General features: G+C 68.5%; 15 protein-coding genes. 10 read left to right on the forward strand and 5 right to left on the reverse strand.

The features are described from left to right. Nucleotides 1-232 precede the first annotated feature (232 nt). A complete protein-coding gene (locus AC1VNM_RS19970) occupies nucleotides 233-442 on the forward strand; it encodes a hypothetical protein (RefSeq protein WP_483108048.1) in 210 nt (69 codons plus the stop codon). An 8-nt stretch (nucleotides 443-450) separates the two neighbouring features. Here AC1VNM_RS19970 and AC1VNM_RS19975 read toward each other — a convergent pair whose 3' ends face one another. The 3 genes from AC1VNM_RS19975 to AC1VNM_RS19985 all read right to left on the reverse strand — a co-directional run bounded on the left by AC1VNM_RS19975 (nucleotide 451) and on the right by AC1VNM_RS19985 (nucleotide 4,905). Beyond that, nucleotides 451-1,689, reverse strand: coding sequence for an MFS transporter (locus AC1VNM_RS19975; RefSeq protein ID WP_483108049.1), 1,239 nt, complete (start codon nucleotides 1,687-1,689; stop codon nucleotides 451-453). Between the two features lie 76 nt (nucleotides 1,690-1,765). Further along, nucleotides 1,766-3,049 (reverse strand): FAD-dependent monooxygenase, encoded by a 1,284-nt coding sequence (locus AC1VNM_RS19980; protein WP_483108050.1) that lies wholly within the window; start codon nucleotides 3,047-3,049, stop codon nucleotides 1,766-1,768. Between the two features lie 80 nt (nucleotides 3,050-3,129). After that, nucleotides 3,130-4,905, reverse strand: a complete 1,776-nt coding sequence (locus tag AC1VNM_RS19985; protein WP_483108051.1) for an alkaline phosphatase D family protein — start codon at nucleotides 4,903-4,905, stop codon at nucleotides 3,130-3,132. A 235-nt stretch (nucleotides 4,906-5,140) separates the two neighbouring features. Between AC1VNM_RS19985 and AC1VNM_RS19990 the strand changes: the two genes are divergently transcribed. The 5 genes from AC1VNM_RS19990 (at nucleotide 5,141) to AC1VNM_RS20010 (ending at nucleotide 12,797) form a co-directional block, all read left to right on the forward strand. Continuing rightward, the gene (locus tag AC1VNM_RS19990; protein ID WP_483108052.1) at nucleotides 5,141-6,121 is read left to right on the forward strand and encodes a potassium channel beta subunit family protein; all 981 of its coding nucleotides are present in this window, start codon (nucleotides 5,141-5,143) and stop codon (nucleotides 6,119-6,121) included. Nucleotides 6,122-6,376: 255 nt separating this feature from the next. Continuing rightward, a complete protein-coding gene (locus AC1VNM_RS19995; protein WP_483108053.1) occupies nucleotides 6,377-9,736 on the forward strand; it encodes a two-component regulator propeller domain-containing protein in 3,360 nt (1,119 codons plus the stop codon). Between the two features lie 318 nt (nucleotides 9,737-10,054). Beyond that, complete coding sequence (locus tag AC1VNM_RS20000) at nucleotides 10,055-11,299, forward strand: cation:proton antiporter (RefSeq protein WP_377159499.1); 1,245 nt, start codon at nucleotides 10,055-10,057, stop codon at nucleotides 11,297-11,299. Then, nucleotides 11,296-12,432, forward strand: coding sequence for a YbdK family carboxylate-amine ligase (locus AC1VNM_RS20005; protein WP_377159497.1), 1,137 nt, complete (start codon nucleotides 11,296-11,298; stop codon nucleotides 12,430-12,432). Before AC1VNM_RS20000 ends, AC1VNM_RS20005 begins: the two co-directional genes overlap by 4 nt. Nucleotides 12,433-12,449: 17 nt before the next feature. Further along, on the forward strand, nucleotides 12,450-12,797 hold the full coding sequence (locus AC1VNM_RS20010; RefSeq protein ID WP_483108054.1) for a GlpM family protein: 348 nt from the start codon (nucleotides 12,450-12,452) through the stop codon (nucleotides 12,795-12,797). A 230-nt stretch (nucleotides 12,798-13,027) separates the two neighbouring features. Here the strand turns inward: AC1VNM_RS20010 and AC1VNM_RS20015 are convergent, their stop codons facing one another. After that, complete coding sequence (locus tag AC1VNM_RS20015) at nucleotides 13,028-13,399, reverse strand: hypothetical protein (protein ID WP_483108055.1); 372 nt, start codon at nucleotides 13,397-13,399, stop codon at nucleotides 13,028-13,030. Nucleotides 13,400-14,044: 645 nt separating this feature from the next. Here AC1VNM_RS20015 and AC1VNM_RS20020 point away from each other — a divergent pair. After that, on the forward strand, nucleotides 14,045-14,365 hold the full coding sequence (locus AC1VNM_RS20020) for a hypothetical protein (RefSeq protein WP_377159491.1): 321 nt from the start codon (nucleotides 14,045-14,047) through the stop codon (nucleotides 14,363-14,365). Nucleotides 14,366-14,415: 50 nt separating this feature from the next. Here the strand turns inward: AC1VNM_RS20020 and murU are convergent, their stop codons facing one another. Further along, nucleotides 14,416-15,108, reverse strand: coding sequence for an N-acetylmuramate alpha-1-phosphate uridylyltransferase MurU (gene murU, locus AC1VNM_RS20025; protein ID WP_483108056.1), 693 nt, complete (start codon nucleotides 15,106-15,108; stop codon nucleotides 14,416-14,418). A gap of 180 nt (nucleotides 15,109-15,288) precedes the next feature. Between murU and tkt the strand changes: the two genes are divergently transcribed. The 3 genes from tkt to AC1VNM_RS20040 all read left to right on the forward strand — a co-directional run bounded on the left by tkt (nucleotide 15,289) and on the right by AC1VNM_RS20040 (nucleotide 20,755). Next, nucleotides 15,289-17,385 carry a transketolase gene (tkt, locus tag AC1VNM_RS20030; RefSeq protein ID WP_483108057.1) on the forward strand — a complete coding sequence of 699 codons (2,097 nt, stop codon included), beginning with the start codon at nucleotides 15,289-15,291 and terminating at the stop codon, nucleotides 17,383-17,385. Nucleotides 17,386-17,695: 310 nt separating this feature from the next. Further along, entirely contained in the window at nucleotides 17,696-18,694 is a 999-nt protein-coding gene (gene gap / locus AC1VNM_RS20035) for a type I glyceraldehyde-3-phosphate dehydrogenase (RefSeq protein ID WP_067281231.1), read from the forward strand. Nucleotides 18,695-18,994: 300 nt separating this feature from the next. Continuing rightward, the gene (locus AC1VNM_RS20040; RefSeq protein ID WP_483108058.1) at nucleotides 18,995-20,755 is read left to right on the forward strand and encodes a S8 family peptidase; all 1,761 of its coding nucleotides are present in this window, start codon (nucleotides 18,995-18,997) and stop codon (nucleotides 20,753-20,755) included. Nucleotides 20,756-21,004: the final 249 nt, after the last annotated feature.

Genomic DNA, 21,004 nt, shown 5'->3' on the forward strand with positions numbered 1-21,004 from the left:
ATCGAAAACCCCGATCGGGGTGTTCAGCGTCGTGTCAGGTAGCTGGACGTGTCGACAGCAAACACCAGGCAGGTGCACGCGGCTCGCGTGCACGACCGACTTCGCATGGGGCCTGGCCACTCGCTCGGAGGTGTCATGCAGCCCCATGGCACGGTCGCTACTCACGCCATCCGGTCCGCGGGACTCGATCCGCGGACCGTTCTTGACTCCATTGAAGGAAGTGAGCGACGACATGAATGACATCCAAGAACTGGACCTGGGCCTGATGGATCAGGTCAGCGGCGGCCTCCTCGGCCAGGTCTGCGTCATCGGTTTCCTCCGGGGCTGGGGCGGCGGGAAACTGCTGGACCTGGCCTGGGACGCGATCCGGGACCACAACGAGTCCGGCGCGGCGGCTGAATTCCAGACCGGCGCCGGCTCGGGCGCGGGCACCTTCGGCTGATCCACGCGTCAGACGGCAGCTTGCTTCGCCCGGCGACGCAAGCTGCTGGCGGCGAGCGCGGCGACGGCCAGCACCGCCAGCGCGTACCCCACCAGCGCGCCCCATCCGCTGTGGTCCCAGAACCATCCGCCCATCGCGCCGAGCGTGCTGGAGCCGATGTAGTACGCCAGCAGGTACAGCGACGCCGCATGCCCCTTGCTGCGTCCACCGAGCGCGCCGACCCAGGCGCTGCTCACCGAGTGCGCGACGAAGAAACCGATCGTCAGCAGCACGATGCCCACGATCACCGCCGGCAGCCAGGTCGTCAGCGTCAGCAGCACGCCGGTCGTCGCCAGCGCGATGCCCGACAGCAGCGCCGGGGCGCGCCCGAAGCGGTCGGACAGGCCGCCCGCCGTCGCCGACGCGGCGATGCCGAACAGGTAGGCGCAGAAGATCAATCCGATCGCGCTCTGGCTGAGCGAGAACGGCGCGCGCATCAGCCGGAAGCCGGCGTAGTTGTAGACCGCGACGAACATGCCCATCATCAGGAAGCCCATCGCGAACAGCAGCGGCAGCATCGGATGCGTCAGGTGGCCGCGCCACGCGGCCACGTGCTCCGACAGCTTCACGCCGGTGCGTCGCACGAAGTGCTTCGACGGCGGCAGCAGGAACCAGAATCCGATCGCCGCCGCCAGCCCGAGCACGCTGACGACGAAGAGCGCCGGCCGCCAGCCGAAGGCGTCGCTCAGCACGCTCACGCCGACCCGGCCCATCATGCCGCCGAAGGCCGTCCCGCCGACGTACTGGCCCATCGCGCGGCCCAGGCCCTTGGGGTGGATCTCTTCGGCCAGGTAGGCCATCGCCACCGCCGGCACGCCGCCGAGCACCAGGCCCTCGATCGCCCGCGCGACCAGCATCGCGTGCCAGCTCGGCACCACCGAGGCGATCAGGTTCAGCACCGCGGCCATCGCCATCGACGCGAACATCAGCCGCTTGCGGTCCATGCTCTCGGACAGCGCGCCGGCGCACAGGATCGCGAAGGCCAGCGCACCCGTGGCCAGCGACAGCGACAAGGCGCTCGCCGCCGCGCCGACGTGGAACTCCGCGGCGAACAGCGGCAGCAGCGGCTGCACGCTGTAGAGCAGCGAGAAGGTCGTGAAGCCCGCCAGGAAGAGCGCGAACGCGATGCGGCGGTAGGCGGTGGTGCCGGGTTCGGCGTAGTCGTGGAGGGAGGCGGCGGCACTCGCCGCGCCCGGGGGACTGCTCATGGGAAGGGGCGCGGTCGGCGGCGGCTCGATGGAAGGATCGTCGGGATGGCTCGGCGGAACGGCTCGATGCGCAGGCTCAGCGGCGGCCGAACATCATCTGCCCGGCCAGCGCGCGCTTGAGCGGCGGCAGGGCCTGCAGCGCGGCGAGACCCAGGCCGCGCGCCGCCGGCAGGCCCGGCCAGCGCCAGGCAAAGGTCCGGGCCAGAAAGTCGGTCGTGAGGATCGTCGCCCAGCGGTCCGGCGCGCGCTGCCATTCGACGCGCCGCAGCGCCGTGTCGATGCGCGGATCGCGCCGCAGCGCCTCGACCAGCGCGAAGGCGTCGCGCAGGCCCAGGTTCAGCCCCTGGCCCGCCACCGGGTGCAGCGTCTGCGCCGCGTTGCCGATGCGGATGCGGCGGCCCTCGACCAGGGTGCGTTCGGCGTTCAGGCCCAGCGGGAAACACTTCAGCGGACCGATGCCGTGCAGACGGCCCACGCGGTCCGGCAGCTGCTGCTGGATCACCGTCAGCCGCTGCGCGTCGGTCAGGCCGGCAACCTCGTCCTCGTCCTGCGGCTGGCACCAGATCAGCGCGGCGCGACGTTGGCCCTCGCGGTCCGGCAGCGGCAGCAGCGCCAGCGGGCCGCGTCGCGTGAATCGCTCGTAGGCGACGCCCGCCGGACTGTCCGGCGACAGCGTCACCGTGCCCACCCAGGCGTTCTGCTGGTAGTCGTGCGCCAGCGCCTTGCGGGCCTGGTCGGAGAACACGCCGCCCTCGGCGACCACCGCCAGGTCGAAGCGCTCGGCGATGCCGGCGTCGATCTCGACCTCATCGGGACGGTCCTGCTTGATGCCGTCCACCGCCTGGCCGAAACGGCTGATCAGGCGCTTGGGCTCCAGCGCGCTGGCCTGCTGCCAGGCGGCCTGCAGCGGTGCCACCAGTTGCCCGTAGGCCAGCACCGCGCCGAGCTGCGGCACCGACTGCTCGGCGGCGGAGATGTGCACCTCCGGCTCGCCCGACGGTCCGAACCAGGGACTGGAGAGCGTCGGCGGCGCCTGGCTCACGTGGACCTCGCGGATCGCCTGTGCCTGCGCCGCGGGCCACACGCGCAGGCGCTGCAGCAGCTGCACGCTGCCCAGCGACAGCGCGATGGTGCGCGGATCGCCGGAGACGTCGCGCTCCAGCGGCCGGGCGTCGAAGAGGCTGACCTGCGCCTGCGGCAGGTAACGCGCGGCGAGCAACGCCAGCGCCAGGCCCGCCGGGCCCGCGCCGATCACCGCAAGGCGCAGCGGCGGCGCGTTGCCGTCGAAGGAGGCATCGAAGGCATCGGCGGCCGCGGAGGCGGCGCCGTCCTGAGCGGCGGAGTCTGAAGGCTGGGGCATGGCATCGACCCGTGAAACTGCTCCGGTCGCGTCAGGCGACCGGTTGCGGATCACTATATCGCCGCCCTCCCCCGCACGCCTCAGACCGCGACCAGCTTGCGCCCACTCGCGCCGGGCAGCGTGCGCAGCGATTGGGCCACCGTCGCCGTGTAGTCGCGGCTCAGGATCGTGCTGACGAAGATCCAGTCGCAGCGGCACTCGGTCGCCGTCGCGGTCACGGTCATGTAGCCGCGGCGCGAGGTGTCCGCGTAGACCAGCGGCCCGATCAGCTGCGTGAGCGCACCGGCGAGCTGCTGCGGGTTCTCCTTGGACAGGTATTCCTCGAAGCCCGGCGAGGTGACCGACGAGGTCGCGAACTCGACGCCGATCTGGCGGTTCGCGCCGTCGAGCAGATCGTTCGCCCAGGCGTTGTGCGTGTCGCCCGCCAGCACGACGAAGTTCTTGTCCAGTTGGCGCACGGTGCCGAGCAAGCTTTCGCGCGCCACCGGATAGCCGTCCCACGCGTCGAGGTTGTAGGGAATGCTCGGCGCGGCGAGGACCGCCTGCTCCTGCGACGTCAGGCCGGCCGGATTGCTCTGCGCCTTGGCGACGATCGCCGCGTACTGCGACACCGACACGCCGGTGCCCGGCGCGTTGGCCTCGAACAGGATCGGCGCGGGGATGTTCATCCGTCCCATCAGCACCTGCTGGCCGAGCACCTGCCAGGTCGCCGTCGAGGCCTGCATCTGCGCCTGCAGCCACTGGCTCTGCGTCGCGCCCATCAGCGTGCGGTCGGTGCGGGCCATGTCGGTCTGGAACTTCACGCTGTCCAGGCCGGACGCGGTGATGTAGTCGGCGTAGTCGAGCTGTTTGTCGCGCGCGAGCACCCGCGTGTCCAGCATGTGCAGCGACATCAGCGCGCCGAAGTTGAAGCTGCGGTACGTGGTCAGCGGATCGCCGCCGTCGCGCACCGGCAGCCATTCGTGCCAGGCCTGCACGGCGGCGGCGCGGCGCGCGGCGAAGTCGCCCTCGGTGGCCGGCTGGTGGTTCTCGGCGCCGTTCTTCCAGGCATCGTTCGCGACCTCGTGGTCGTCCCAGACGGCGATCATCGGCAGCGCGGCATGCAGCTTCTGAAGATCGGCGTCGGCGCGGTACTGCGCGTAGCGGCGGCGGTAGTCGGCCAGCGCGACGATCTCCTTCTGCGGCTCGACCACGCGGCCCAGCGCCTGGGCGCCGCCGCTCCCGTATCCGCCGGGCCCGTACTCGTAGATGTAGTCGCCCAGGTGGACGGCGACGTCGTAGCTGTCGGTCTCGGCGCGCTTGGCCGCCTCGGCGTAGACGTTGAAGTAGCCGGTCGGGTAGTTCGAGCACGAGAACACCGCCAGCCGCACCTGCGCCACGTTGGCGGTCGGCAAGGTCTTCGCGCGACCGACGGTCGAGGTCGCCGCGTAGGCCTTGAAGCGATACCAGTAGCGCACGCCGGCCTGCAGGCCGGTGGCGTCGACCTTCACGCAGAAATCGTTCGAGGCGCGCGCGGTCGCGTCGCCCTTGGCCACGATGGATGCGAAGGCGGCATCGCTCGCGACTTCCCAGCTCACGGGGACGTCGCGCGCGTCGGCGCTGTCCTGCGCCAGCACGCGGGTCCAGAGGATCACGCGGTCGCTCAGCGGATCGCCGCTGGCCACGCCGTGGCTGAAGACCACCGCGACCTGCGGCGCATCGCCGTCGTCGCCGCCGCAGCCGGCCAGCGGCAGGCCGGCCAATGCGCCGGCCGCCAGCGCGCCACGCACCAGATGGCGCCGGGTGTGATCGATGGTCTCGGAGGACGAGGCAGGCTCGTCGTTCTTGAGCAGGTTCAGCAGGGGCTTCTTGGTCATGGTCGGGCGAGCGGAGGCTGGCGTGATGAGGATGAAGCACATGCAGTCGCATGTGCGCGGCGCAGTGTTCGTGTTCACGGTGACATGACGACGACAACCCGACGGCAGGGCGACGGCAGGGCGACAGCGGGGCGATGACAGGGACGTCCCCACGGGAACGGGGCATTCGACATGCCCTCTGACAGCCGCGCCGGGCTCCGCTAACCTTGCGCGCCTCTAAGAGGAGAAAAGACGCATGCAATACCGTCGACTCGGCCGCAGCGGCCTGCAGGTATCCGAACTGTCCCTGGGCTCCTGGGTGACGTATCACAACCAGGTCGATACCGGCTCGGCCGTCGAGCTGATGGCCGCGGCCCGCGACGCCGGCATCAACTTCTTCGACAACGCCGAGGCCTACGCGCTCGGCAAGAGCGAGGAGATCATGGGCCAGGTCTTCAGGCAGCTGGGCTGGGGCCGCCACACCTACGTCGTCTCGACGAAGTTCTACTGGGGAATCGACAAGTCGGGCACCACGATCAACTACAAGGACACGCTGAACCGCAAGTACCTGATGCAGGCCATCGACGGCTCGCTCAAGCGCTTCGGGCTGGACGAGATCGACCTCGTCTACTGCCACCGTCCCGACCCGCACACGCCGATCGAGGAGACCGTGCGCGCGATGAGCGACATGATCACGCAGGGCAAGGCGCTGTACTGGGGCACCAGCGAGTGGAGCGCCGACGAGATCCGCGCCGCCTGGGAGATCGCCGAGCGCCATCACCTGCACAAGCCGGTGATGGAGCAGCCGCAGTACCACCTGTTCCACCGCCAGCGCGTGGAGAAGGAGTACGCCCGCCTCTACGAGGATATCGGCCTGGGCCTGACGACGTGGAGCCCGCTGGCCTCCGGCCTGCTGACCGGCAAGTACCGCAACGGCATCCCCGAGGGCAGCCGCGGCGCGCTGGAGAGCATGTCCTGGCTGCGCGAGCAGTTGCAGGAACCGCAGCGCAACGCCGCGGTGGCCGAGCTGGGCAAGATCGCCGACGAACTGGGCTGCACGCTGGCGCAACTGGCCATCGCCTGGATCAATCGCAACCCGCGCGTGTCGACGGTGATCCTTGGCGCGAGCAAGCTCTCGCAGCTGCAGGACAACCTGGGCGCGCTGGCCGTCACGCCGAAGCTGACGCCCGAGATCCTCGCGCGCATCGACGCGATCACCCTGCCCCTCGCCAAGTAGTCGCGGAGCAGGCCTCTGCCCCGCGGGCAGCGAGTGCCTGTGGGGCCGGAATGATGCGGGGGGTTCGCGGAGGCGATGCCCCCCGCGTCGTGGAGTGCCCGCGCCTGGCCTCACGCAGGCTGTCGCCGCCTGCACCATCCTTCGCCCCGGCCTCGGGGTTTGTCCGCAGACCGCCCGCCAAGCCCCTCATTGACGGGGCGGGGTTGTCGCGCCGGTGCCGCAATCCTGCAGGGCGGCCAGCTAGCATCCCGCGCGATGTTGCGACGACGTGCCCTTCCCCTGCTGTCGAGTCTGTGCGCCGCCGTCGTGCTCGTCCTGGCTTCGGCCATGGCGCTCACGCCGGGCGTTGCCGCCGCATTCCCGGACGAGGCGCGCGCGGACCGTCCCGCGCCGCCCGAGGTGTCGCTCCTCGCCGAGCCGCGTTTCGAGACCGTCGGCATCGACGCCCCGGTGCCGCTGAACATCATCTCGGCGATCGCGCAGGACCGCACCGGCTTCCTGTGGATCGGCACCGGCGCCGGCCTGGTGCGCTTCGACGGCTACAACTTCCGCCAGCCCGGCGCTCCGATCGAGAACGGCGTGCGCTCGGCGCGCAGCCTGGGTTTCATCCGCGCCTTGCTGGTCGCGCGCGACGGCCGCCTGTGGATCGGCACCGAGGCCGACGGCCTGGCCGCCTACGACCCGCAGAGCGAGAAGCTGTCGCTGTTCCGTTCCGACGCCAATCCGCAGCTGCCGCGCAGCGCGGTCTCCGCCGGCACGATCCGCGCGCTGGCCGAGGATCGCGATGGCCAGCTCTGGATCGGCACGATCGGTCACGGGCTCGACCGCTACGACCCGGTCGAGGGCCGCTTCCAGCATTTCCGCCAGGCCGACCGCGCGCAAGGCGGCCTGCCCGACGACCGCGTCCAGTCGCTGGTCGTCGATGGCGAGGGCTCGTTGTGGGTCGGCACCTGGAAGGGCCTGGCGCGCAAGCGCGCCGGCTCAGACCGCTTCGAGCCGGTGTTCTCGACGCCGGGCAAGCCGGGCCTCGCCAACAAGATCGTGCTGAGCCTGTTCCTCGCGCCCGACGGCCGGGTCTGGGCCGGCACGCAGCAGGGCGACCTCGCCCTCGTCGATCCGAAGACCGGTGAGGGCACGCTGCTCGAGCGCGCCGAGGAAGCGGTGAACGGCTCGGTCAACACCTTCGTCGCGCTGGACGATCGCCACCTCTGGCTGGGCCGCAACGGCGGGCTGGAGCTGCGCGCCGTCGCCAGCGGCGAGCTGCTGCGGACCATGAAGCACGATCCGCTCAACCGCGGCAGCCTCGGCGGCAACGAGGTCCGCGCGCTGATGCGCGATCGCGCCGGCTGGATCTGGACCGGCGGATACGGGGGTGGCCTTCAGCGTCACAACCCGTCGAACACCAGCACCTGGGTGCGCGGCCGCGATCCGGGCAAGCAGGCCCAGTTGATCGACCCGAGCACGCGCGCGATGGTGCAGCTCGACAGCGGCGAGATCTGGCTCGGCAGCAACGAGAGCGGCGTGACCGTGCTCGACGAGCAACTGCGCTCGATCGCGACGCTGCGCCCCGCGCCGGGTCAGCGCGGCGGCTTGTCGGGCGGACGCATCTCCAGCCTCGTCCAGATGAAGGACGGGACGATCTGGCTCGGCAGCGACGGCGGCCTGCACCAGTACACGCGTGACCGGCAGCTGCTGCGCGTCATCCAGGCCGGCACGGGCCGCGCGCGACGGCTGCTCGCCGGCCGCGACGGCACGCTGTGGATCGGCACGCAGGACGGGCTCTTCCGCTTGCCACCGGGTTCGTCGGCGCAGGCCGCTCAAAGCGCTCAAAGCGCTCAAGGCGCACACGGCGCTCAGGCCGGACTGACGACACCGATCCGGCTCCGGCAGGAAGGCGGCCAGCCGCTGACCGGCGACGTGAACGCGTTGTCCGAGACCGAGGACGGCGGCCTGTGGGTTGGCACCGAGAAGGGCCTGTACCGGATCGCTCCGGGCGGCAAGGAACTGATCGTCGCGCGCGCCCGGCCGGGCCGCGACCTGAGCCACCACTCCATCGTCGGCCTGCTGGTCGATTCGAAGCAGCGCCTGTGGGTGGACACCGCGGCGGGGCTGCACCTGCTCACGCGCTGGGACGGCCGCGATGCCGAGTTCGACCGCATCAGCGAGAAGCACGGCGTGCTCGGCCGCGCCTTCGGCGCCAACCTGCTCGAGGACGGCGAGGGCCGCATCTGGTCGCAGAACTTCGTCTACGACCCGGCCAAGGACAACTACTACGAGCTGACCAACGCCGACGGCGTCGACATCGGCACCGGCTGGTTCCGCGCCTATATGAAGACGCGCGACGGACGTCTGCTGTTCGGCGGCAGCAAGGGCGTGCTGGTGGTGACGCCCGAACGCTTCGAGGCCTGGGCCTATCAGCCCGCGCTGGTCACGACCGAGTTGCGCGTGGATGGCCAGCGCCTGGCCGCCGGCAAGCTGCCGGAGAACGGCCTGACCATCGGCGCCGACAACCGCAGCTTCAGCGTCGAGTTCGCCGCGCTCGACTTCAGCGAGCCCGAACGCAACCGCTACGCCTACCAGCTGGAGGGCTTCGATCCGGAGTGGATCAGCACCGGCGCCGACCTGCGCGTGGCGGTCTACACCAACCTCGATCCGGGCAAGTACCGCCTGCGTGTGCGCGGCACCAACCGCAACGGCGTGTGGAGCCCGCTGGAACTCGACATCCCCGTGCGCGTGCTGCCGGACTGGTGGCAGACCTGGTGGGCGCGCACGCTCGGCGGCGCGACCCTGATCGCGCTGGTCTACCTGCTGGTGGCGCTGCGGACCTCGTACCTGCGGCGTTCGCAGATGGCGCTGGAGATCAAGGTGAGGGCACGGACGGCGGAGCTCGAACGGCTCTCGCTCGATCTGCAGGCGAAGACGGTGGCGCTGGAGGAATCCAGCCTGTCCGACCCGCTGACCGGTCTGCGCAACCGCCGCTTCCTGACGCAGCACATCGACGCGGACGTGGCGCTCGCGGTGCGCCGTCATGAGCAGGCGCACAGCGACGGCGTGACGCCGCCGGACGACGGCGACCTGATCTTCTTCCTGCTCGACCTCGACCACTTCAAGGCGCTGAACGACCGCCTCGGCCACGCGGCCGGCGACGCGGTGCTGCAGCAGATGCGCGAGCGGCTCACTGCGGTGTTCCGCGAGGCGGACTATCTGGTTCGCTGGGGCGGCGAGGAGTTCCTCATCGTCGCGCGCGACACGTCGCGGGCGCATGCGGCCGAACTCGCCGAAAGAGCGCGCCTGCAGGTCAGCGGCGCGCCGTTCGATCTCGGCGAAGGCCGGACCGTGGACGTGACCTGCTCGGTGGGTTTCGCGGCCTTCCCGCTCGCACCGGCGTTCCCGCGCGCGCTGGACTGGGCCGCGACGATCGCGCTCGCCGACGAGGCCCTGTACGCGGTCAAGCGCCGCGGGCGCAACGGGTGGGAGGGCGTCATCGGCGTACCGCCGCGGGACGATGTCCCCGACCTCGAGGGCGCATTGCGCCAGCACTCGCGCGAATCGATGGCAGACTGGCTGACGAGCGGCGACCTGACGGTCGTGCGCTCTTCGCCGCCGGCCCTTTGATTCCCGATCCCCGATCCGCACCCTCGCGGGGGATCGACGCCGGCAAGTCCTGACCCCTGCGGCACGGCCCGTCCGGATCACCTCCCGGTCCGCCGATTGCCCCACGTGCGACGAGACCGGCGCGGAGACGGCAATTGACGCTCCCACCCGATGGCCGATGACCGGCAATCGGTAAAGCCGACAAGTAAAGGCTGCCAGCGCCTGTCCTGGATCGCCGCCATGGCGACCGGATTGGCCCGATGATCGGGGGCTGTCCCCCGGCCCTCCGGACATCCGGAGCTGGCCGCCGTCCACGAATCGAGGAGAACCTTCGTTTTGATGAACGACTTTGCGAACTTCCTGCAGTTCAGCAGTTGGCCGCCTCGGCCCGACTGGCTGTTCTGGGCCTCGCTGACCATGGTGGCCGCCGGCGTGCTCGGCGAATTCGTGAACCGCCGCCTGGGCCTGCCCCGCGTCGTCGGCTACAGCGTCGTCGGCATGGTGCTGGCGGCGCTCGGCCACGGCATCTTCGCCAACGGCGCGCTGGACGCGCGGCTGCGGCTCGTCGTCGATCTGGCGCTGGCGCTGCTGCTGTTCGAGATGGGCTCGCGCGTGAACCTGCGCTGGCTGCGCAACAACAAGGCACTGCTGGGCGCCAGCGCGGCAGAGGCGCTCGCGTCCTTCGTCGTCGTCGGCTTCGGGCTGACGCTGCTGGGCGTGAGTCCGCTGGTGTCGTTCAGTTGCGCGGTCCTGACGATGGCGTCCAGTGCCGCGGTGGTCGGCAGAGTCGGCGCGGAGCTGCGCGCCGCCGGTCAGGTGAGCGAGCGCATGCTCGCGTTGACCTCGCTGAACACGATCTACGGCGTGCTGGCGCACAAGCTGCTGTTGGGCTGGCTCGCGCTGGACCAGAAGGGCGACTGGCTGGAAGCCGTCGCGCAGCCGCTGTATGCCTTCGTCGGTTCGATCATCGTCGCCGCGCTGCTGGCGCGGCTCACCGCCAACCTGATGCGCCGGCTCGACCTGCGCAACGAGAACTCGGTGCTGATGCTGCTCGGCCTGGTGCTGGTGGCGCTGAGCGTGGCGCGGGTGCTGAACCTGTCGACGCTGCTGGTGCCGCTGCTGGCCGGCATGATCCTGCGCAACACGACCGAACGGCCGTGGGTCTGGCCGCGCCACTTCGGCACGGCGGGCGGGGTGCTGGTGCTGATGCTGTTCGTCGCGGTGGGTTCCGCGTGGACGCTGCAGGCGCTGGCGATGGGCGCGGTGCTGGCGCTGGCGCTGCTGCTGCTGCGCCTGGTGGCCAAGGCGCTGGCCCTGACCAGCATGGCGCGCCTGAGCGGCATCGACGCCCGCCAGGGCATCGCGCTGGCGGTGTGCCTGAGTCCGGTGTCGGGCACGATGCTGGTCCTGTTCAGCGAGGTGCAGTTGCACCATCCACAGATTGCGACCCTGCTCGCACCCGTCATCCTGTCGACGATCGCCCTGATGGAGCTGGTCGGCCCGATCGCCGTGCAATGGGGCTTGCGCCTCGCCGGCGAGCATCACCCTGAAACGCCTGTAGTCAAGGAGGCTGCGAAGCGATGAGCCTCGAACCATTTGCAATCTCGAAGCCCCTGACAATGGGGGTCGAGCTCGAACTCCAGATCGTCAATCGCCACGACTACGACCTGATGCCGGGTTCGAAGGATCTGTTGCGGGTGATGAAGGGCGAGACCGTGCCGGGTGACGTGACGCCCGAGATCACGGACAGCATGATCGAGCTCTGCACCAACGTGTGCACGAACTACGAGCAGGTGCTGGAGCAGCTGACGGTCACGCGCGACGCGCTGGTGCGCAGCGCCGACCGGCTCAACCTCGGCCTGTCCGGCGGCGGCACACACCCGTACCAGCACTGGAGCAAGCAACGGATCTTCGACAAGCCGCGCTTCCAGGAGATCTCGTCGCTGTACGGCTACCTGAGCAAGCAGTTCACGGTGTTCGGGCAGCACGTGCACATCGGCTGCGAGGGCCCGGACCAGGCGCTGCGGCTGCTGCACGGACTGTCTCGCTTCATCCCGCATCTGATCGCGCTGTCGGCGTCGTCGCCGTACGTGCAGGGGAATGACACCGGCTTCCACTCTGCGCGGCTGAACTCGGTGTTCGCGTTCCCGCTGTCGGGGCGCGCGCCCTTCGTGCTGACCTGGGACGACTTCCTGGTGTTCTTCGAGAAGATGACCCACACGGGCGTCGTGAAGAGCATGAAGGACTTCTACTGGGACATCCGCCCCAAGCCCGAGTACGGCACGATCGAGGTGCGGGTGCTCGACACGCCGCTGACGATCGAGAAGGCGTCGGCGCTGGCGGCGCTGATCCAGTGCCTGGCGCGGTGGATCTCGCACGACAAGCCGTTCGAGCTGCACGAGGACGACTACCTGCCCTACACGTTCAACCGGTTCCAGGCGTGCCGGTTCGGACTGGACGGGACCTTCGTCGATCCGAAGAGCGGCGAGCACCGCAGCCTGCGCGAGGACCTGAATGTGACGCTGCATGCGCTGGAGCCGCACGCGGTCGCGCTCAAGGCGGAGCCGGCGCTGCGTTATGTCCGCGAGGAGATGCGCTGGCAGGGCAACGACGCGACGTGGGCGCGCGGGGTCGTGGAGAAGGAACAGCTGCTGAATGAGTTGGTGCGGCAGCAGTGCGAGCGCTGGGCGGGAAGGCCGGTGGGGACGGCGAGGTAAGCGGCTGAGCCTGCACGATGCTTGCTCTGTTCCTGAAGTGCCTGCTCGGCGCACTGGCAGTGCTGGTCATCGCACTGCTGTCGAAGTCGAAAAGCTTCTTCATCGCGGGACTGGTGCCACTGTTCCCGACGTTCGCGCTGATCGCGCACTACATCGTCGGCACAGAGCGCTCCGCGGCGGATCTCAGGACGACGGCGCTGTTCGGGCTGCTGTCCCTGCTGCCGTATGCGGTGTACCTCGCCACGGTGTATGCGTTGGCGCTGAGGATGGCGCTCACGCAGACCTTGATCGCAGCGACGGTCGCGTGGACGGTCGCTGCGGGGCTGCTGCTGGCGGCGTGGATGCGGTGGCATTCGGGGGCGTGAGCCTATGAACGTTTGAGATCGCAAATTGCGATCTCAAAACATCAGTCCACTTTCCTCGCGACTCGGGTTTGAGATCGCAATTTGCGATCTCAAAGATCAAAGCTGCTGTCTCAACATCCCGCCGGACCGAACCCGCAGCCGCCCACGCTCATGGGCCATGTCATTGACCCATGAGCGTGGGCGGCTCTGCCCTAGCGGCGCTCTGCTGTTTGAGATCGCAAATTGCGATCTCAAACAGGCACCTCGTCGACGGCGCGGCTGACGATGCCGAGCATTCCGAGGCCTTCGCGCAGAGACTGGCGCACGCTCTCGACGACGTGGCGGGAGGGATCGCCCTCCACGCAGTTCTCCTCGACCATCGACAGCGTCGCCGCTGCGGACACCAGCGTGTGACGCAGGTTGGCGATTGCCGAGGCAACGGACACGTCCGTGCGCAGGCACACAGCGTCGGCGCCGAGGCGCAGGCCGAAGAGCTGCGCGTCGCTCATGCCCCATTCGTTTTGAAGGCTGATGAGCGCGCCGACGTCGCAGCCCGCCAGCGGACGGCGGTCGCGGATCGGACCGCGCGCTTCGTTGATATGCGTTTGATGCAGGGTTCCCATGTTCGTAAGACTCCGAAGAACTTTGGAAACCACCGGCTTCGACTGCCAAGCCGCGACATGCGGACGATCGAATCGAAGGGGTGGGCGAGATGTTCAAACCACCTTGCTTTCGCCGTGTGACCACCCTCACGGAATGGTCCATCTCGCCCATGATCGAAATGACAGGGACGGCGCACTCGCATTGAACGCGAGAGCGGGATCAGCAAGGTGGGTTTGAAACACCGGAGTCCATCGTGCAACCGGTCGCGGTCTCACTCTCTGATAAAGATCAAAGAGCTCCGGCGATTCCGCCATCGTGGGGTCGTGTGGGGGATGCGCTTCCCACCGAAGGGCCAGGTCTTGTCAGGTCGTCGTCAACGACGCCACACGGCCCTTGCTTCATCCCGAAGTTGCCGCTTAGACTTCATCCCAACACACCCGCCACACGTCCTGGTTTTCGGCCAGGGTTCTGCGCAAGCAGACGTGCAAAAGGCGGGTTTCTCGTTTCTGGGTCTCATCGTTTGAGATCGTAAATTGCGATCTCAAAACGCCGCAGTGCTCCGCTCGAATTTCCGCAGTTGCCCCCCTCTTCAGAGGGTCTCGCGAGCACACGCGCGGGATCTAGACTCGCGCGCTTCGATTCCGGACTGTCAGAACGCGCACGCCATGAGCACCCTCTTCGCCACTTTCAGCCTGCTCTCCATGGTCGTCTCGACCATCGCCAGCATTGGCTGCATCTGGTTCGCCGCAAAGATCGTTGGCGCGCATGAAGTGAGCTTCGGTCGCTGCGCGGTCGCCAGCGTCGTGTCGGGGTTGGTCGTGATCGCCGGCTTGCTGCTGCTCGGACCTTTGCGCGGTTTGCTGGTCGCGCCTCTGCTGATGCTGGTCGCCTTCAAGTTCATCCTGGATACCAGCTTCCTCGGCGCTTTCATCATTGGCGTGCTCACCGTCGCCTTCCAGACCGGCCTCAGAAAGCTCATGGAGTGACGGTTTTTTGAGATCGCAAATTGCGATCTCAAAAAACAGGCTGCTCGTTGTCAGCCCTTGCCGTTGAGCTCTTCCAACTGCTCCGGCGACCCCACATTCGCCCACGGCCCGGTGTAGAGCTCCGCCGTCACCGCCCGCGCGTTGATCGCGCGGTCGAGGCTCGCGCGAATGCGCTGATGCTGCCCCGCCTGCACGCCGTCGAAGAACGCGCGCTTGTACAGACCGATGTTGCTGTAGACCTCGAGATCGCCATCGATCGTCGCGAAGCCTTCCGCGTCGATGCCGAAGTCGCCCGTCGGATGTCGCGGCTGCTTCGGCACGAACCACAGGTGCGCCAGCAGCGGGCTCGCCGCGAAGGCTGCGGCCTGTGCCGCATCAAACTCGAAATCGGGAATGAAGATGTCCGCGGACACCGCCCAGAACGCGTCGTCGCCATCCGCGCACAGCAGGTCCAGCGCCGTCGCGATGCCGCCGCCCGTCTCCAGCGCGTGGCCGTAGCGCTCGCCTTCGTGGCTGTAGTGCAGCGTCACGCCGAATCGCGCGCCGTCGCCCAGCGTCGCTTCGAACTGCTCGTGCAGCCACGCCGTGTTGATCACGATGTCCCGGATCCCGGCCCGCGCGAACGCCTCGATGTGCCACTCGATCAGCGGCTTGCCGCGCACCTTCAGCAAGGGCTTGGGCGTGTGGTCGGTCAGCGGCCGCATGCGCTCGCCGCGCCCGGCCGCGAGGATCATGGCTCGCATCGTCAATCCAGAAAATATCGAGCGCGAGTGTAGTGTTCGACCACACCGCTCGATCTAGTGACCCGCCGCGGACTCGCTTTGGGATGCACCGCTAGGCGTGAACCGGAGCCATAGCCCAGCTATGGCGAGGATTCGCAACGAAGCGGGGCGCCCAAAGCGAGTTTGCGGCGGGTCACTAGAATGCCGGGTTTGCCCCAACTCCTGCCCGAGACCAACACCATGGCCGAGACCAGCGCTGCCGTCGTCACCCCGAACACCACCCAGATGGCCAACGCCATCCGTGCCCTGGCGATGGACGCCGTCCAGCAGGCCAACTCCGGCCACCCGGGCGCCCCGATGGGCATGGCCGAGATCGCCGTCGCGCTGTGGAAGCGCCACCTGCGCCACAACCCGGCCAACCCGCAGTGGGCCGACCGCGACCGCTTCGTGCTGTCCAACGGCCACGGCTCGATGCTGATCTACGCCCTGCTGCACCTGACCGGCTATGACCTGCCCGTCTCCGAGCTCAAGGCCTTCCGCCAGATGCACTCCAAGACCCCGGGCCACCCGGAAGTCGGCATCACCCCCGGCGTCGAGACCACCACCGGCCCGCTCGGCCAGGGCATCACCAACGCCGTCGGCTTCGCGCTGGCTGAGAAGCAGCTCGCCAAGGAATTCAACCGCGACGGCCACACCATCGTCGACCATCACACCTACGCCTTCCTCGGCGACGGCTGCCTGATGGAAGGCATCAGCCATGAAGCCTGCTCGCTGGCCGGCTCGTGGAAGCTGAACAAGCTGATCGCGATCTACGACGACAACGGCATCTCCATCGACGGCCAGGTCGGTCCCTGGTTCGGCGACGACACCGCCAAGCGCTTCGCCGCCTACGGCTGGAACGTCGTCGGCCCGGTCGACGGCCATGACGTCGACGCCGTCGACGCCGCCATCGCGCTGGCCAAGACCAGCAAGGACAAGCCCTCGCTGATCATCGCGAAGACGCACATCGGCAAGGGCAGCCCGAACCGCGCCAACACGTCGAAGGCCCACGGCGAGCCGCTCGGCGCCGAGGAAATCAAGCTGACCCGCGAAGCGCTGGGCTGGTCGCACGAGCCCTTCGTGCTGCCCGCCGAGGTCTACGCCGACTGGGACGCCAAGGACGCCGGCACGGGCTTCGAAAAGGCCTGGGACGAGAAGTTCGACGCTTACGCCACGCAGTTCCCGGAACTGGCCGCGGAGTTCTCCCGCCGCATCGCCGGCGTGCTGCCGCCCAACTTCGCCGACGTCGCCGCGCAGGCCGTCATCGGCGCGCATGAGAAGGCGGAGACCGTCGCCTCCCGCAAGGCCAGCCAGATCGCGCTGGAAGCCTTCACCGCCGCGATGCCCGAACTGCTGGGCGGCTCGGCCGACCTGACCGGCTCCAACCTGACCAACACCAAGAGCACGCCCGCCTTCCGCCTGGAAGAGGACGGCAGCTCCAACGGCGGCCGCCACATCAACTACGGCGTGCGCGAGTTCGGCATGGCCGCGATCATGAACGGCGTCGCGCTGCACGGCGGTTTCATCCCCTACGGCGGCACCTTCCTGACCTTCAGCGACTACAGCCGCAACGCCATCCGCATGGCCGCGCTGATGAAGCAGCGCGTGATCCACGTGTTCACGCACGACTCCATCGGCCTGGGCGAAGACGGCCCGACCCACCAGTCCGTCGAGCACGTCTCCAGCCTGAGACTGATCCCCGGCCTGGACGTCTGGCGTCCCGCCGACACCGCCGAGACCGCGGTGGCCTGGACGCTGGCCCTGGCCAACAGCCAGCGCCCCAGCGTGCTCGCGCTGAGCCGCCAGAACCTGCCCTACCTGAAGAAGTCGGGCGAGGCCGTCGACGCCATCACCACCGGCGGCTATGTGCTGAGCGAGCCGGCCGACGTCGGCCTGAAGAAGAAGGCGCAAGCCGTGCTGATCGCCACCGGCTCGGAAGTGCAGCTGGCCATCGCGGCGCAGCAGCAGCTGGCCGTGGCCGGCATCCCGGTGCGCGTGGTCTCGATGCCCTGCACGAGCCTGTTCGACCGCCAGGACGCCAAGTACAAGAAGGGCGTGCTGCCGGACGGCCTGCCGCGCGTCGCCATCGAGGCCGGCGTGACCGACCTGTGGTGGAAGTACGGCGTGTCCGCCGTCGTCGGCCTGGACACCTACGGCGAGTCGGCCCCGGCCAACGTGCTGTTCAAGCACTTCGGCTTCACGCCGGAGAACGTCGCCGACACCGTCAAGGTGGTGCTGGGCAAGGCGCGCCTGAAGTAAGCCACGACCGCTTCGGCGATCGACAGCAAAGGGGTGCTTCGGCACCCCTTTTTGCTGGGCGTGCAGCTTCGAACGAAGCGTCCCGCACCGGCGATGTACCCGCGCTTTGAAATTACTCGTAACCCGGTAACCCGCTCGAAACGCCGGTCCGCGACTATCTGTTCAAATCGAGGGTTCCCGGCGCCCTGGCCCGCTGCCTCGCAGCCCCGCTCGACGCGCCGGACCGAACACCTCCGCGGCACGACGTCCACTGGCTGGGCGACGCGCCCATGACGTCATCGATTCATTTCACTCGCAGGAGACTTTCCTCATGACCATCAAGATCGGTATCAACGGGTTCGGTCGCATCGGCCGCATGGTGTTCCGCGCCGCCGTGGCGAACTTCAAGGACATCCAGATCGTCGCCATCAACGACCTGCTCGAGCCCGATTACCTGGCCTACATGCTCAAGTACGACAGCGTCCACGGCCGCTTCGACGGCGATGTGGCGGTCGACGGCAACACGCTGATCGTCAACGGCCAGCGCATCCGCCTGACCCAGGTCAAGGATCCCGCCGAGCTGAAGTGGAACGAGGTCGGCGCCGACATCGTCGTCGAAGCCACCGGCCTGTTCCTGACCAAGGAAACCGGCGAGAAGCATCTGACCGCCGGCGCCAAGAAGGTCATCATGTCGGCCCCGTCCAAGGACGACACCCCGATGTTCGTCTACGGCGTCAACGACAAGACCTACGCCGGCCAGGCCATCATCTCCAACGCCAGCTGCACCACCAACTGCCTGGCCCCGCTGGCCAAGGTGCTGAACGACAAGTGGGGCATCAAGCGCGGCCTGATGACCACCGTGCACGCCACCACCGCCACGCAGAAGACCGTCGACGGCCCGTCCAACAAGGACTGGCGCGGCGGCCGCGGCATCCTCGAGAACATCATCCCGTCCTCCACCGGCGCCGCCAAGGCCGTGGGCGTGGTGATCCCCGAGCTGAACAAGAAGCTGACCGGCATGTCCTTCCGCGTGCCGACCTCCGACGTCTCCGTCGTCGACCTGACCGTCGAGCTCAACAACAACGCCACCTACGCCGAAATCTGCGCCGAAATGAAGGCCCAGAGCGAAGGCGCCCTGAAGGGCGTGCTGGGCTACACCGAGGACAAGGTCGTCGCCACCGACTTCCGCGGCGACCCGCGTACCTCCATCTTCGACGCCGACGCCGGCATCGCCCTGGACGGCACCTTCGTCAAGCTGGTGTCCTGGTACGACAACGAGTGGGGCTACTCGAACAAGGTGCTGGAGATGGTCAAGGTCGTCGCCAAGTAAGCGACCCCGGCGGCCTCTTTCCCGCCTTCCGAAGCCCCGCCCCGGCGGGGCTTTTTCGTTTCCGTGACGTCCAGGTCGCGAGCGTCCTTCAAGGCGTCCTTCAAGGCGTCTCTCAAGGCCTCCCGGCATGCCAAAACCGTCCCCGATACGAACGGTCACCACTTCGACGATAGATGACTCAAATTTGCGTGAGGAATCCCCCTTTGGAGGTGATGCCTCGCAGCAAATGTGTCATCGCATTAGCAATTTCTTGGCGGCCTCACACATAAACTGGTTAGCTCAGTTTTGTGGAGTTTCCGCATGTCCGTGCTGTCTTTGCCGAAGCGTCTGGCTGCTGCCGTGGCTGTACTCGGTTTGTTCGGAGCCGGCACTGCCGGCGCGGTCACCGGCACCGCGCTGCAGCCGGATCAACAGCCCGATTTCGCGCGCGTGATCGTGCGCTTCAAGGCGCAGGCGGATGCGGTCAAGGCACGGCCGCTCGCCGTGCGGGCGACGGCCTCCGAAGCGAAGGACATCGCGCAGGTGCGCGGCACCACGCTGGGCATGAGACACGCGGCCACGCTGCACGCGCGCCGCAGCCTGGACAGCCGCACCCACGTCTACACGGCCAGCGGCATGAGCTCGGCCGAGCTCGCCAAGCGGCTGGCCACCGACGGCGATGTCGAGTCGGTCGAGATCGACCGCTGGCAGAAGCATTTCTCCGTGCCCAACGATCCGCTGTACGCGACCGCCGCGTCGGCCGGCGTCACCGCGGGCCAGTGGTACCTGAAGGCGCCGGACGCCACGGTGCTGTCCTCGATCAATGCGCCGGCGGCGTGGGACAAGTCGACCGGCACGGGCGTCGTCGTCGCGGTGCTGGACACCGGCGCGCGCATGGACCACCCGGACCTGGCCGGCCAGTTCGTCCAGGGCTACGACATGATCGGCTTCGGCAACAGCGGCACCAGCGTGATCGCGACCGCCAATGACGGCGACGGCGCCGACAGCGACCCGAGCGATCCCGGCGACTGGGTCGACCAGTCCGACATCGACAGCGGCCGGCTGGGCAGCAGTTGCACGGCCGACGACATCGGCTCCAGTTCCTGGCACGGCACGCGCGTGTCGGGTCTGATCGCCGCCATCGCCAACAACGGCCAGGGCATGGCCGGCCTGGCCTACAACGCCAAGATCCTGCCGGTGCGCGTGCTGGGCAAGTGCGGCGGCTGGGCCTCGGACATCGCCGCCGGCATGCGCTGGGCGGCGGGCGTCACCGTGCCGGGCCTGCCCACCAACAGCAACCCGGCCAAGGTCATCAACATGAGCCTGGGTGGCGACGGCGCCTGCTCCTCCACCTACCAGGACGCGATCAACGCGGCGGTCGGCGTCGGCGCGACGGTCGTCGCGGCCGCCGGCAACGGCGTCGAGAACGACGACCCGACCAAGGAAGGCGGCGTCGCCGTCGGCACGCCGGCCAACTGCAGCAACGTCATCGCGGTGGCGGGCCTGCGCCATGCGGGGACCAAGGTCGGCTTCTCCAACCTGGGCCCGCAGATCACCATCAGTGCGCCGGGCGGCAACTGCGTCAACACGACCGGTGCCTGCCTGTACCCGATCCTGTCCACCAGCAACAGCGGCACGACCACGCCGGTCGCGGCCAGCAACGCCTTCAACTACACCGGCACCGGCACGAGCTTCTCCACACCGCTGGTCAGCGGCACGATCGCGCTGATGCTGTCGGTGAATTCGAGCCTGACGCCGACGCAGATCAAGGCCGCGCTGCAGTCGTCGGCCCGGGCCTTCCCGGCCGCCGCGGCGGGCGTTGCGCAGTGCGTGGCCGGCAACAGCACGCAGCCGCAGCTCGAGTGCAACTGCACGACGAGCACCTGCGGCGCCGGGATGCTCGATGCGAATGCGGCGGTTGCTGCGGTCACGACGTCCACGACACCCGTCGACAACACGCCGCCGTCGTCGGGTGGTGGCGGTGGTGGCGCGATGAGCGGCCTGTGGCTGGCAGGCTTGGTGCTGGCGATCGTGGCACTGCGTTGGCCGAAGCCGCGTCTTGCCAAGATCCGCTCGAAGTAATCGAGCCCGAGATCCACGAAGTCCTCGGTAGCAAAACCGGGGCAGTACGGAACTGGTTGGGGACGGCTATGCGTGGGGTTTCCGCGCTTGCCGCGGGGGCCCCACGCATAGGCGGCCAACGCCCGGAACTCGTCAGGTAGGCGGTGTCCCGCAAGCGGGAGAGGGAGTCATTCCCTCGGTCCGCCGTGACCGCCCGCAAGTGGGAAAGGGAATCATCCGGTCAGCTCGGTGCACTCTCACTCCCTCTCC

This window comes from Mitsuaria sp. MSU3D (assembly GCF_056867975.1).